Raw genomic sequence first — 12,902 nt, forward strand, 5'->3', positions numbered from 1 at the left:
GACTCCTGCGGCGCCGAGCGCGGCGCACCTCTCGAAACTACCGGTCCGGCTCCTCCGCCGGAAGTTTCCCGGCCCGAACCGCGGCGGCGAGTTCGGCGTGATCGGCTTCCGTGCGGTCGGCGTAGCGGACCGCGAAATCGGCCACGGCGCCGTCGAAGTCGGCTTCTTCGCCGAGATAGCCGCTGATCAACCGGGGGTCGAGGGAGCGGGCGTGGGCGCGCGCCAGCAGGGCGCCGGCCAGCCGCCCGTAATCGTCGAGATCGTGCGGTTCGAGTTCTTCCGGCGCTATTCCGCCCTTGAGGTTGCGGAACTGGCGGACGATGAACGGCAGTTCCCGGATGCCACCGCCGGGCTGCGGAATCGCCATGGTGGTCCAGCCGAGAAGGATATCGGTTTCGGTCTGAACCAGCCTGGCGCCCTGGACGATTCGCTTGCCCTCGTGTTTCGGTGCGGGGATCCCGAGTACCGGTGCCAAAGCCGAGGGGGCGGCCTGTTTGAGTTGCAATACCAGTACTTCGCCCGAATTACCGTGCAGCAGAGCGACATAGCTGTGCATGCCGACGCTGCCGGTGCCGACGATCCGGAACGCGATATCGGCGACCGCGAACCGTCCCAGCAACCCCTGCCGCGATTCGCGCAGGCTCGACCCGTACCGTTCCAGCGCATCGATGGCCGCGTCCTCCACCTCCGGTGTCACGGTGGTGAGGATCGGCGGATCACTGACAAAACGGTGGCTTTCTATACCCGTTTCGTGGTCGTCGATATGTGTCCACTTGCGGACGACCTTCTCGCTGGTGTTCTTACGCGCCTTCTTGGCGGCCTTCTTGAAATTGTCCAGCAGATCGTCGGCTTCGACGCGATCCAGAATCGATTCGTCGGCCAATGCCGACCACGAGGTCAGGAACGGCCGTTGCGCCAGCGCCGTGGCGGTGCGCCGGTAGCTGCGCGCGGCATCGGCTGCGGCGGTACGACATTCGTCCTCGTCCGCGCCGCCGACTCGCCCGGCCAGGACCAGGCTGGCCGCCAGGCGTTCCAGATCCCATTCCCACGGCCCGGGCACGGTTTCGTCGAAATCATTGATATCCATGACGATTTCGCCCCGCGACGTGCCGTAAAGGCCGAAATTGCCCGCGTGTGCGTCACCGCAGAGCTGGGCGTGGAACCCGGTATCCGGGCTGCCCGCCAGATCGAGGGCCATCAAACCGGCCGCGCCCCGGTAGAACGCGAACGGCGAAGCCAGCATCCGGCCGATCCGCAACGGAATCAGATGTTCGAGCCGGCCCTTGTTGGTGGCTTCGGCGAATTCGACGATCGACGGCCGCCCCTCGGTGCGGATCGCGCGATCGCGTGCGGTGGGCGACACCTGGTCGCGCATCGCACGGCCACGGGCCAGCATGTCCTCGGCGGGGATATACGAGCGCAAGGGGATACGACTGTTCGACACCGGGTAACCGTACCCACGGTGACCGCGGTCCGCGCCGGCATCGCAACGAGGTTTCGGGTATGCCCTGCCCGCCCCGTCCTCCCCGCGGCGCAGAGTTCGGTCGCAGGCGCCGGCCGATACAGGCTTCCCGGCGGGGATTCAGGTCCCTATCTCGCCATGATGCCCGGTCGGGCCGCCGTCGCGGCCGGTCGCTGTGAGCCTCGGCGGCGGTTCGTCCGGAGCCGCCGGGCCCTGTCGTGACTCGGTGGCACAGTCCGCCGGGGGCGCCTGCCGGGCCGGCAGGCCCGGCGCACTACTGCAGGGCGGAGAACCTGGATGTTGCCGGGGAGCCGCGCCCGGCATGTGTTCGCGCGCGGCAATCGGGCCGAAGAGGCCACCCGGAACGAAACGGTGCACCGGCCGACATGATCTTTCTCTCACTCATACCGGCGGTGCCGGGTGTTCGATGCTCGTTACTTCTCCGCGGACCGTGCGGGGGGTCGTGCTGGCATCGGCGGGGGTCGTGCGGTAAGCACTGCCATGTGACGAGTGATTCGGGAACCGGCGGATCCGAGACCGCGGCCGCGGACCGGCGATCCGGTGGTGCCCTCGCTGCGGTGCTGTCGGATCGGCTGCTCACCGTTCCCAATGTGCTCAGCCTGCTGCGGTTGATCGGCGTTCCGCTCTTCCTCTGGTTGCTGCTGGTGGAGCGGGCCGACGGCTGGGCGTTCACCCTGCTGATCCTCAGCGGCCTGACCGATTTCCTGGACGGCAAACTGGCCCGGCTGCTCGACCAGTCGTCGCGGCTGGGTGCCCTGCTGGACCCGTTCGTCGACCGGCTCTACCTGGTGACCACGCTCGCCGCATTCGTTGCCCGCGGCCTCCTTCCCTGGTGGGTGGCAGCGTTGCTGATCGGCCGCGATCTGGTGCTCGCGCTCACCCTCCCGGTGTACCGGCGCCGCGGCCTCGACCCGCCCGAGGTCATCTATCTGGGTAAGGCCGCCACGTTCGCGTTGATGTCGGCGTTGCCCTGGTTGCTGGCCGGAGAGCTGGACTGGGCAGGCGACGGTTTCGGCCGGGCCTTCGGTGGGGCACTGCTCATCTGGGGTACCGCGGTCTATGTGTGGACCGGCTTGTTGTACCTCGGCCGCGCGATCGCCGTCGCACGTACCGTGCCCCGCCCCGGTGGCACACCCGGGCGGGATACCGGCGCGGCGGACCCCGGCGGGCTCGCATAGAGTTGCTGCATCGTGCACGACGACACGAGGAAAGGACACCACGTGAATCCGGCTCCGGAGGACCTGCGCTACACCGCCGAACACGAATGGGTGCGTCGGATCGAGCCCACCCGGGTCCGGGTGGGAATCACCGATTACGCGCAGTCGCAACTCGGTGACGTCGTGTTCGTTCAGTTGCCCGAAACCGGTGCCGTCGTTGCCGCCGGGGACGGTATCGGCGAGGTCGAATCGACCAAGAGCGTTTCCGACATCTACGCTCCCCTGAGCGCGAAAGTCGTTGCGGTGAACCAGGAACTGGAGGCGAAGCCGGAAACGCTGAACACCGATCCCTACGGTGGCGGGTGGTTGTTCGAACTCGAGGTGGACAGTGCCTCGGCACTGGACTCGAGTCTCGGTGAACTACTCGATGCCGCAGGTTATCAAGGAGTTATCGGGGGCTGATCCAGCCTTCCCGGTTCTACCTGCACGGGCACGGCCCGGCAGGGTACGGTCAATGCCAACGGATGTGCCGCCCGGAGTCGGGGCCGCCGAGCCACGTCGCACCGCGGCATCTGCCTGCATGGTTTATGAGGTTCGAGGAGGAGAGAAACGGTGAGCGAGAACAAAGACCCGGGTTACGGGGAGACCGCGGCCGAGACGACGTCGGTCTTCCGCGCGGATTTCCTGAACGAGGTCGACGCATCGCGCTCCGGCGAGCCGACCGGCGAACAGCCGGTGCAGGGTGTCGAAGGTCTTCCGGTCGGAGCGGCGCTGCTGGTGGTCAAACGCGGCCCGAACGCGGGTTCGCGGTTCCTGCTGGATCAGCCGACCACCTCGGCCGGCCGCCATCCCGACAGCGATATCTTCCTCGACGATGTCACCGTCAGCCGCCGTCACGCCGAGTTCCGCCAGGACGAGGATTCCTTCCAGGTCGTGGATGTGGGCAGCCTGAACGGCACCTACGTCAACCGGGAGCCCGTGGATTCCTCGGAGCTGCAGAACGGCGACGAGGTACAGATCGGCAAGTTCCGGCTGGTGTTCCTCACCGGTCCGCGGACGCAGGAGGCCGGTTCGGCCGCCGGGGCCGGTAGTTTGTGAAGAAGTGATGATCGGTGCGCCGATCCGCGCGATCGGCGCTTCGGCATGAAAGACTCGAAGTCATGACAGGCGCGGCGCAGCAGTGGGCGCACGGAGGGATGTCGATCGGCTCCGTGCTCGATCTGCTGCGGCCGGATTTCCCGGATATCACCATCTCCAAGATCCGTTTCCTGGAAGCGGAGGGGTTGATTCGCCCGGAACGCACCCCCTCGGGTTACCGCCGATTCTCGGTGGCCGATTGCGAGCGGCTCCGGTTCGTACTGACCGCGCAGCGTGACCAATACCTGCCGCTGAAGGTGATCAAGGAACAGCTCGAGGCAATCGACAGCGGAGCCGCGACGCTCGGGGTGCGTGAGGCCCGGGCGCGGGCGCGTACCGCCCGTCCGGATGCGGGGCAGGATATGGCGGACGAGGGCGCGACGACACCGCGGCCGCCGCGCCGGTTGGCGGTCCAGCCCGGCCGGATCACCGCAGACGAGCTGGAGTTCGATCACGAGATCCGGGTGACCCGCGAGGATCTGCTCGAACAGGCGGGTATCGACGAGAAATTCCTCACCGATCTGGTCCGGGCGAATCTGATCACCCCGGGCCCCGCCGGTTTCTTCGACGCCGATGCGGTGACCTTGGCCACTACGGCCAAGGCGATGGCCGAATTCGGTTTGGAGGCCCGGCATCTGCGTGCGTTCAAACTCGCCGCGGACCGGGAGGCGGCGCTGGTCGCCCAGATCGCCGCACCGATCGCGAAAAGTCGCGATGCGGGCGCCCGCGCCCGCGCCGAGGAGACCGTGCGGGAACTCGCCGCACTGTCGCTGACCTTGCACGCGAGCCTCGTGAAGGCCTCGGTGCGCAACTCACTGGGCGGCTGAATCGCCCGTATGGCATACCGCCGCCGCCGGCGGTATCGGCCTGACCTGCGGCGAGATCACCCAGCGCCGACGGCGGTGGCAACACACCGATTCCGGTGTCCGTGTGCCATCGCGGCAGCGCCCGGAATTCGCCTAGACTCGTGGTACGGCGAGCCCTGTATCGGCGAGGGCGGGCGGCCGGGGAGTATGGGAGGCAGTGCGATGAGCGAAATGCGCGTGATCGGCATCCGGGTCGAGCAGCCACAGAATCAGCCCGTCCTGCTGCTGCGGGAGGCCAGTGGTGAGCGGTATCTGCCCATCTGGATAGGGCAGGCGGAGGCCACGGCGATCGTGCTCGAGCAGGAGGGGGTCACTCCCGTCCGGCCGCTCACCCACGATCTGATCAAGATTTTGATCGCCGATCTGGGGCACACCCTCGAAGAGGTTCATATCGTGGATCTCAAGGAGGGCACCTTCTATGCGGATCTGGTGTTCGAGAACGAGGTGCGGATATCGGCTCGCCCCTCCGATTCGGTGGCCATCGCATTGCGCGTGGGCTGCCCGATCTATGCGGCGGAATCCGTGCTCGAGGAAGCCGGTCTGGTGATGCCCGACGAACGCGAGGACGAAGTCGAAAAGTTCAAGGAGTTCCTCGAGTCGGTATCCCCGGACGATTTCAAAGCGACCGACAGTTGAGTTTCCCGATTATTTTCTAGACCTCAACTACAGGTCGAGACTGTTACCGCGCGTCGCGTTTGGATCGGCACCTCTGCGGCCGAGAGAATGGGAAGAGTAGCCTCGTATTCGACGCCGGGCCGTCGAGTGTGGGCACAGATCGGCGGAGCAAGGGAGTAGTTCAGTGGCAGAGCATATGCGGGATATGCGGTCGGAAGTGGGCCCGCCTCGGCGCTACGAAATACAACCCGGACTGTTCCCCGACGATTCGGTCCCCGACGACCTGGTCGGATACCGGGTTCCGACAGCGTGCCAGGTCGCCGGTATCACCTACCGGCAATTGGACTACTGGGCGCGGACCGGCCTGGTCAAACCCTCCATTCGCAGCGCGGCCGGGTCGGGTAGTCAGCGACTGTATTCCTTCAAGGACATCCTGGTCCTGAAAATCGTGAAACGTCTGCTCGATGCCGGTATTTCGCTGCAGAACATCCGCATCGCGGTCGATCATCTGCGCAGCCGCGGCGTACAGGATCTGGCGAATATCACCCTGTTCTCCGACGGCACCTCGGTCTACGAGTGCACCTCGCCGGAAGAGGTCGTCGATTTACTGCAGGGCGGCCAGGGAGTATTCGGTATCGCGGTCAACAGCGCGATGCGCGAGCTCACCGGCGCGATCGCGGCTTTTCCCGCGGAACGCGCGGCGGAGGCCACCGAGCGGCCCGAGGACGAATTGTCCTACCGGCGCAAAGCACGTATGACCCGCAAAACCGGGTAACCCGCTCCGCGGGTGCCGGTGCTTGCGCGCAGCGGCGCGGCCGAGGACACATACCGGGTGCGTTCCCGCTCGATCCGGCCGCCGGGCTAAGATATCGAAGCGCCGTAGCCGTGCGGGAGAGCCCCGGATCCGCTGAGGGTCCGGGCGCCGAAGGAGCAGCACCTCCCCGTCAATCTCTCAGGCACCAGGACCGTACGGGAACCGGCGCCTCTGGAAAGTGGTGGCTGCGGGCCACCCGCCCAAGGTGAAAGGCGGCCGGTCCCCGGCCGCTGAAGCTCTCAGGCGCCGCGACAGAGGGGGAGGGCCCTGTGCCGGCCGTACGGTCGGCCGCCCTACCAGGGAGCCCGTGGTGACCCAGAGCTTCGCAGACCGGCATATCGGACCCGACAGCGCCGGGTTCGCGCATATCCTCGCCGAGATCGGTATCGCCTCCGCCGATGATCTCGCCGCGGCCGCGCTGCCCGCCGGAATCCTCGACACCTACCCGCCTGCCGGGGATACCGACCCGCTCGCGGGTCTACCGCCGGCCGCGAGTGAGCACGAGGTGCTGGCCGAACTGGCCGCGCTCGCGGCCACCAACACGGTGGCGACCTCGATGATCGGGCTCGGCTACTACGACACCCTGACCCCGCCCGTGCTGGTGCGCAACCTGCTGGAGAACCCGGCCTGGTACACCGCCTACACGCCCTACCAGCCCGAGATCAGCCAGGGCCGGCTCGAGGCGCTGCTCAATTTCCAGACCATGGTCACCGACCTGACCGGTATGGACGTGGCGAACGCGTCGATGCTGGACGAGGCCACCGCGGCGGCCGAGGCGATGACCTTGATGCACCGGGTCGGCCGCGGCCGCGGTACCCGCCTGGTGGTCGACCGTGATCTTTTCCCGCAGACCCGCACCGTGCTGACCACCCGCGCCGAACCGCTCGGCATCGAAATCGTCGAGGCCGATCTGGCCGGCGACGGGCTGCCCGACGGCGAATTCTTCGGCGTCTTGCTGCAGGTGCCGGGGGCGTCCGGGCGCGTGGTCGACTGGACCGGCATCATCGCGCAGGCCCATGAGCGCGGTGCGCTGGTCGCCGCCGGCGCGGATCTGCTCGCCCTCACCCTGATCACCCCGCCCGGCGAGCAGGGCGCCGATATCTGTTTCGGGACCACGCAACGGTTCGGCGTGCCGATGGGCTTCGGCGGCCCGCATGCCGGTTATCTCGCGGTACGCACCGCCCAGGCCCGGCAGCTGCCCGGCCGCCTGGTCGGGGTGTCCAAGGACGCCGACGGTGCCTCCGCCTACCGGCTGGCGCTGCAGACCCGGGAGCAGCATATTCGCCGGGAGAAGGCCACCTCCAATATCTGCACCGCGCAGGTGCTGCTGGCAATCGTCGCCGGGATGTATGCCTGCTACCACGGTGCCGACGGGTTGCGCGCCATCGCGCGGCGGGTGCACGGGCATGCCGAGCAGCTCGCGGCCGCGCTGGGGGAGGCGCTGGTGCACGACAAGTATTTCGACACCGTCCTCGCTCGTGTGCCCGGACATGCCGAGAGCGTGGTCGCCAAGGCTGCGGCACGCGGCATCAACCTGCGCCTGGTGGACGACGACCACGTCGCCGTCGCCTGTGACGAGGCGACGACCGGCGACCATATCGCCGCGGTACTGGACGCGTTCGGCGTCGCGCCCGCCGCACCCGTCTGCGCGGGTATCGCCGACCGCACCTCGGAGTTCCTGACCCACCCGGCGTTCACCCGCTATCACACCGAAACAGCGATGCTGCGGTATCTGCGGGCGCTGTCGGACAAGGACATCGCGCTGGACCGCAGCATGATCCCGCTCGGCTCCTGCACCATGAAACTCAATGCCACCGCGGAGATGGAGCCGATCACCTGGCCCGGTTTCGCCCGGCTGCATCCGTATGCGCCGGCCACCGACGCACCCGGCTTGCGGCGCGTGATCGACGATCTGGAGCGCTGGCTGGCCGAGATCACCGGTTACGACTCGGTGAGCCTGCAGCCGAATGCGGGTAGCCAGGGCGAGTACGCGGGCCTGCTGGCCATCCGGCGCTACCACCTCGACCGCGGCGATACCGGCCGCGACACCTGCCTCATCCCGTCCAGCGCCCACGGCACCAACGCCGCCTCCGCGGCCATGGCCGGACTGCGCGTGGAGGTCGTGAAATGCCGGGAAAACGGTGACGTCGATCTGGATGATCTCCGCGCCAAAATCGCCGACCACGCCGACCGGCTGGCCTGCATCATGATCACCTACCCGTCCACGCACGGCGTGTACGAGCACGAGATCGCCGAACTGTGCGCGCTGGTGCACGACGCCGGCGGTCAGGTCTACGTCGACGGTGCGAACCTGAACGCACTGGTCGGACTGGCCCGGCCGGGCCGTTTCGGCGGTGATGTCAGCCATCTCAACCTGCACAAGACGTTCTGCATTCCGCACGGCGGCGGCGGTCCCGGTGTCGGCCCGGTCGCGGTGCGCTCGCATCTGGCGCCGTATCTGCCCGGGGATCCCCTGGTCACCGATTCGCATGCCGTATCGGCGGCGAACTACGGCTCGGCGTCGATCCTGCCGATCACCTGGGCCTATATCCGCATGATGGGTGCGGACGGTTTGCGCCGCGCCACCCTCACCGCGATCGCCTCGGCGAACTATCTGGCTCGCCGGCTGGGTGCGCACTACCCGGTGCTCTACACCGGCGCCGGCGATATGGTCGCGCACGAATGCATCCTGGACCTGCGCGAGATCACCAAACGTACCGGCGTCACCGTCGACGATATCGCCAAACGGCTGGCCGACTACGGGTTCCACGCACCCACCATGAGCTTCCCGGTGGCCGGCACCCTCATGGTGGAGCCCACCGAGAGCGAGGATCTCGCCGAACTCGACGAATTCGCCGAGGCGATGATCGCCATCCGCCGCGAGATCGACCGGGTCGCCGCGGGGGAGTGGCCGGCAGACGACAACCCGCTGCGCAACGCCCCGCATACGGCGGCGTGCCTGGTCGCCGACTGGGAGCATCCCTACAGCCGGGAGGTCGCGGTGTACCCGCGCGGGGTCGCGCATACCCGGGCCAAGGTGTGGCCGGCGGTGCGCCGGATCGACGGTGCATTCGGCGACCGCAACCTCATGTGCACCTGCCCGCCGATCGATGCCTACAGCGACTGAGCGGTCCGGTACCGGCATATTGCCGTCCAGGCACCGGGTTGTCGGCGGTACGGCCCCGGATTCACGCTCCGGACCCCGGCCGGGCGGCGGTCTGGGTACTCCGGCAGCCATTGGGCCGACCCGGCACCGCCGGCGGTGCGAACGCCCAGGAGGCCGCGCCGGCGGTGGGATCCCTCTCTCGGTGCGGGGCGGTATCGAAGGACCGTGAACCGTCGGCAGCGTCCCGGCCGGTATCCGGGACGCGCGGTTTCCGGGTCGAAAACGGCGCGTGGAGAGCCCGGTTGGTTCCTTTCGCCGATGGTCCGGTCGGCCGCGGATGACTCCGCCGGTCGGACATCCGCCCCAGAACTCCACCATCGGCCGCGGCAATACACGGGAGCCGGCGGGCGAGGACCGGCGCGAAATGCTGAGGCGGTGGCGGCCGCGTCTGTGTGGGTCAGGGGGTGGTCAGGGCGCTGACCATAGCTGTTCCGAACTCCAAATCGTTGCTGGTAGGCAGGACCTTGTAGGTGCCTCCGGTGCGTTCGGTGAGGGTGCGCAGGGTTTCGGCGCCCGCGCCGCCGACGACGATCACATCGACGCGGATCGGCGTCTGGGGGCCGCCTGCGTCTTCGATGGCGGACAACAGTTCGGTACCGCTGAGGGCGGAACTGTCCTCCGCGCCGTCGGTGACCAGCAGGATCGAATTGGTGCGGTCGGCGGCATAGTTCTCGATCGCGCTGCGGTAGGCGGCGAGCAGCGCCGGGTAACACTCGTCGGTATTTGCAGCCGCCGCCTCGATATCGCCGAGTGAACCCATCAGCGTCCCGCGATGGTCGTCGCCGAGCGGGGCGGTATCGGCGACCACGTCGTACGGGTTGCCGCCGGTATTCGCGCCGAAGGTCCATATTCCCAGGCCGAATTCGGGTGGCATCACGTTGACGGTGGAGGCGAGGGCGCCGACGGTATTCGTCAGCCGGCTCTGTTCGCCGTCGGTGGTCGCCATCGACGCCGAAACATCCACGAGAGCGGTCGCGTGCACGCCGAGGACCGGGTTGTCGAGGACGGCCCGGAGCCGGTCCAGCGCGGCCCGCGGCGGGGCGGCGACCGGGCCGGCCGGTGGGGCGGCGAAACCGGCTGCGATCAGATCACGTTGCTGTTCCGGTTTGCGCAGGTATTCGGCGAACAGGCCGGCGATCAGGTTCTCGGCCTTGTCCACCCACGGCCCGGACATCAACGCGGCCGGGTAGTCGGCCATCGGTGCCGCACCGGCCGGTAGGTAGGACGTGGCGCCGGGATTCGCCGCGAGCAACCGCTGAGTCACCGGCACCGCGTGGACCGCGGCTTCGGCCGGGGCGTCCGCCGACAGTGCCGTGATCGCCGCGGAGGTATCCGTGACCTCTGGTGCGTCGGCCGCCAGTGCGGAGACCGCGGAGAGCGCCTGCCCACCGGTCGCCGCCTCCTCGGTGAGCGGCTCGGTACCGGCGATCGCACCCGCGACCGCGGCGGCCACCGCCAGCGTGGTGTCGCCCGGGGGGAGTGCCAGCTGCAGGCCGTTCCAACCCGGTAGGCCGATGGCTTCGAGCGAACCCTGTTGCAGCCGGGGCAGATCCGCCCAGGTAGTCTGGGTGGCGGCGAGCGCGTTGCGCAGCACTTCGGGGACCGCCAGCACGATCGGGCTCGACGCGATGGAACGCGGCGTGCCCTCGACCAGACCGGGTACCCGCATCGACTCGACCTGTCTGCTGGACACCGGGATCCACAGTGCCGGACGAGGTCCGAGTACCGGATTCCAGGTGGCGCCGGAGGTGAAGGCGGCGACCATATCCGTAGCGGGCCGTTCGGTGACCACCACCTCCGCACAATGATCCAGGACGACCGGCTCGGTCTCGTTGTAGCGGGCCGCGATGGTACGGACCGGATCGGCGATCTCCGGGTCCACAGTGACATCCAGAATCGCCGGGCCCTCCGCGCAGGAGCCATCGGCCGTAGAGCCACCTGCCGAATCCGGGCGTAACTGCCACCAGCCGACAACGACCGCGAGCAGGGCCACGACCACCACCGCGGTGATCACCGGCCCCCTACTGATTTCCCGGGAAGAGCCGGTGCTGCGATGGGTACCCACGGCCAGCCAGTCTAAGGAGCGCAACCCCATTACGCCTCCGGACCCATTCATCGATCCTCGGGTGGGGCCCGCCCAGTTCTGGAGCGACGGAGCAGGGGAGCGAAGCGGAGGAGCGGAGGAGTGAAGAACCGGGCCTCCAAGGGCCCCACCCTCGAGCCGCGGAGCGGCTCCAATATCACAGCCCCGCCTTTTGCGGATGGTCTACCGCAACCGCAGGACCTCGGTCTCAGCCTGCTGGAAACCCGGCGCCCCCGGCTCATCGCCGGCTACGCGCCGGAGGCGGTGCACGCGGCACCACCTCCGGCATAGCGCCGGAGCGCACCCCTACTCGCGGATCATCTTTCCCCGGTCGAATTCGTGCCCGCCCCACACCCCGGATTGCCCGGTCCGTTCGGCGAAGTCACGGCAGTCCGGCCGGATCGGGCACCGGCCGCATACCGCACGCGCGTACTCGAAGTCCTGCGATGGATACGGAAACCACGCCTCGTGGTTCGGGTCGCCGCGGCAGGCGGCGCGATGCCAGCCGTGGCTGTCGGATATGGGCAGCAGATCTGCCAGCACTTCGACGGTCATATCGATCCCCTCCTCTCGCGGATCGGTTCAGGGTGTCGCAGCCAGGTGCTTCCACACCCGCCGCTGTTCACGGGCCAGCGGTTGCGGTGCCCGGGGTTCCCACAGCAGCCGCATACCCGCCTCTTCGGGAGTGCGGTCGGCCTTACCGGTATTGCAGGGCACACAGCAGGCGATCAGGTTCTCCCACGTGTTGGGTCCACCCCGGCTGCGCGGCCGGATGTGGTCGACGGTCGGCGCCCAGTCGCCGCAGTACCCGCACCGGTTACCGTCGCGCCGCAGCACCGCCGCGTGGGTGGCCCGGCTACCCGGCGACCGGACGGTGATGTGGGCCAGGTACCGGTAGCGCACCAGCCGGATGGTCTCGGGCAGCAGGATCTCGGTGTGCCGGGACCGGATCGGGAAATGCGGCCGGCGGACCACGACCGATTCGGCGACCCCGCTGATCAGCAGTACCACCGCCCGGTCGGCGGCGACCTGGTCCAATGCCTCGTAACTGGCGTTGAGCACCAGTACTCGACTGTGTATCCAATTGTCCGGCGTGAGGGTCACCGGTTCGGCGACAGCGGGAATCATCATGGGAATCACCAAGTTTCGACGGGCAGGGAGAGCCCGGAATTCAACAGGAAGAGGGTGAGGGACTCAGCGCCGATGTAGGAGGAGCCGGTCGATCACGAAATCGTTCGCGTATTTCGGCTGACGCGACTGTTCGGCGTTCGCCCGCCGGGCCGCTACGTGCCGGTTCTGCCTCGACGGCATCCGGGAACAATGCCCGGGCGCTGCGCTCGAACCGATGCTCTCGGCCGGTGCGATGGGATACAAGACCACTCCTCCCTTCTGCGAATCGCCGGCCGCCCTTGTGGTGGCCGTCCGGAATACATGGTGGCACAGCGCTGTAGCCCTTGTCGGCCCATTTTCAGTACCCCACTCGACGAACCACCGGGCCGTGCTCCCCCCTCTCCTCCGGTCAGCTTCCCGGGGGTGGGGGGGGGCCCGGGCCCCCCCCCCCCCCCCCCCGCGCGGGGCGGA

General features: G+C 68.1%; 12 protein-coding genes and 2 riboswitches. Of the genes, 8 read left to right on the top strand and 4 right to left on the bottom strand.

What is annotated here, in order from left to right:
• Positions 1-37: 37 nt before the first annotated feature.
• Positions 38-1,396, bottom strand: a complete 1,359-nt coding sequence (locus tag QH196_RS30865) for a DUF2252 domain-containing protein (protein WP_432279579.1) — start codon at positions 1,394-1,396, stop codon at positions 38-40.
• 644 nt (positions 1,397-2,040) lie between these two features.
• Between QH196_RS30865 and QH196_RS30870 the strand changes: the two genes are divergently transcribed.
• The 7 genes from QH196_RS30870 (at position 2,041) to gcvP (ending at position 9,199) form a co-directional block, all read left to right on the top strand.
• Entirely contained in the window at positions 2,041-2,661 is a 621-nt protein-coding gene (locus QH196_RS30870; protein ID WP_280419387.1) for a CDP-alcohol phosphatidyltransferase family protein, read from the top strand.
• A 42-nt stretch (positions 2,662-2,703) separates the two neighbouring features.
• A complete protein-coding gene (gene gcvH, locus QH196_RS30875) occupies positions 2,704-3,102 on the top strand; it encodes a glycine cleavage system protein GcvH (RefSeq protein ID WP_280419379.1) in 399 nt (132 codons plus the stop codon).
• A 150-nt stretch (positions 3,103-3,252) separates the two neighbouring features.
• Positions 3,253-3,738: an oxoglutarate dehydrogenase inhibitor Odhl gene (odhI, locus tag QH196_RS30880; protein WP_030520553.1), complete on the top strand. Its 486-nt coding sequence runs from the start codon at positions 3,253-3,255 to the stop codon at positions 3,736-3,738.
• Between the two features lie 62 nt (positions 3,739-3,800).
• On the top strand, positions 3,801-4,604 hold the full coding sequence (gene ftsR / locus QH196_RS30885; RefSeq protein ID WP_280419380.1) for a transcriptional regulator FtsR: 804 nt from the start codon (positions 3,801-3,803) through the stop codon (positions 4,602-4,604).
• A 201-nt stretch (positions 4,605-4,805) separates the two neighbouring features.
• Positions 4,806-5,279 (top strand): bifunctional nuclease family protein, encoded by a 474-nt coding sequence (locus tag QH196_RS30890; RefSeq protein ID WP_068037750.1) that lies wholly within the window; start codon positions 4,806-4,808, stop codon positions 5,277-5,279.
• Between the two features lie 175 nt (positions 5,280-5,454).
• Entirely contained in the window at positions 5,455-6,033 is a 579-nt protein-coding gene (locus tag QH196_RS30895) for a MerR family transcriptional regulator (RefSeq protein ID WP_062979682.1), read from the top strand.
• 103 nt (positions 6,034-6,136) lie between these two features.
• Positions 6,137-6,236, top strand: a riboswitch (glycine riboswitch).
• A 1-nt stretch (position 6,237) separates the two neighbouring features.
• Positions 6,238-6,337: riboswitch (glycine riboswitch) on the top strand.
• A gap of 45 nt (positions 6,338-6,382) precedes the next feature.
• Entirely contained in the window at positions 6,383-9,199 is a 2,817-nt protein-coding gene (gene gcvP, locus QH196_RS30900) for an aminomethyl-transferring glycine dehydrogenase (protein ID WP_280419381.1), read from the top strand.
• A 436-nt stretch (positions 9,200-9,635) separates the two neighbouring features.
• Here the strand turns inward: gcvP and QH196_RS30905 are convergent, their stop codons facing one another.
• Positions 9,636-11,303 carry a VWA domain-containing protein gene (locus tag QH196_RS30905; RefSeq protein WP_280419382.1) on the bottom strand — a complete coding sequence of 556 codons (1,668 nt, stop codon included), beginning with the start codon at positions 11,301-11,303 and terminating at the stop codon, positions 9,636-9,638.
• Positions 11,304-11,423: 120 nt separating this feature from the next.
• Here QH196_RS30905 and QH196_RS30910 point away from each other — a divergent pair, with 120 nt between their 5' ends.
• On the top strand, positions 11,424-11,612 hold the full coding sequence (locus tag QH196_RS30910) for a hypothetical protein (RefSeq protein ID WP_280419383.1): 189 nt from the start codon (positions 11,424-11,426) through the stop codon (positions 11,610-11,612).
• A 15-nt stretch (positions 11,613-11,627) separates the two neighbouring features.
• On the opposite strand, the gene QH196_RS30915 is transcribed toward QH196_RS30910, so the two are convergent.
• Both QH196_RS30915 and QH196_RS30920 read right to left on the bottom strand, forming a co-directional pair.
• The gene (locus QH196_RS30915; RefSeq protein WP_280419384.1) at positions 11,628-11,876 is read right to left on the bottom strand and encodes a WhiB family transcriptional regulator; all 249 of its coding nucleotides are present in this window, start codon (positions 11,874-11,876) and stop codon (positions 11,628-11,630) included.
• 27 nt (positions 11,877-11,903) lie between these two features.
• Positions 11,904-12,449, bottom strand: a complete 546-nt coding sequence (locus QH196_RS30920) for an HNH endonuclease (RefSeq protein ID WP_280419388.1) — start codon at positions 12,447-12,449, stop codon at positions 11,904-11,906.
• Positions 12,450-12,902: the final 453 nt, after the last annotated feature.

It is taken from the genome of Nocardia carnea, assembly GCF_029868325.1.
GTDB lineage: Bacteria > Actinomycetota > Actinomycetes > Mycobacteriales > Mycobacteriaceae > Nocardia > Nocardia carnea_C.

What these genes read in the sequence shown, in the direction of transcription:
- QH196_RS30920 (WP_280419388.1), bottom strand. Translation starts at nt 12,449, where the DNA reads ATGATTCCCGCTGTCGCCGAACCGGTGACCCTCACGCCGGACAATTGG.
- ftsR (WP_280419380.1), top strand. Translation starts at nt 3,801, where the DNA reads ATGACAGGCGCGGCGCAGCAGTGGGCGCACGGAGGGATGTCGATCGGC.
- QH196_RS30890 (WP_068037750.1), top strand. Translation starts at nt 4,806, where the DNA reads ATGAGCGAAATGCGCGTGATCGGCATCCGGGTCGAGCAGCCACAGAAT.
- QH196_RS30915 (WP_280419384.1), bottom strand. Translation starts at nt 11,876, where the DNA reads ATGACCGTCGAAGTGCTGGCAGATCTGCTGCCCATATCCGACAGCCAC.
- QH196_RS30895 (WP_062979682.1), top strand. Translation starts at nt 5,455, where the DNA reads ATGCGGGATATGCGGTCGGAAGTGGGCCCGCCTCGGCGCTACGAAATA.
- QH196_RS30865 (WP_432279579.1), bottom strand. Translation starts at nt 1,396, where the DNA reads ATGCTGGCCCGTGGCCGTGCGATGCGCGACCAGGTGTCGCCCACCGCA.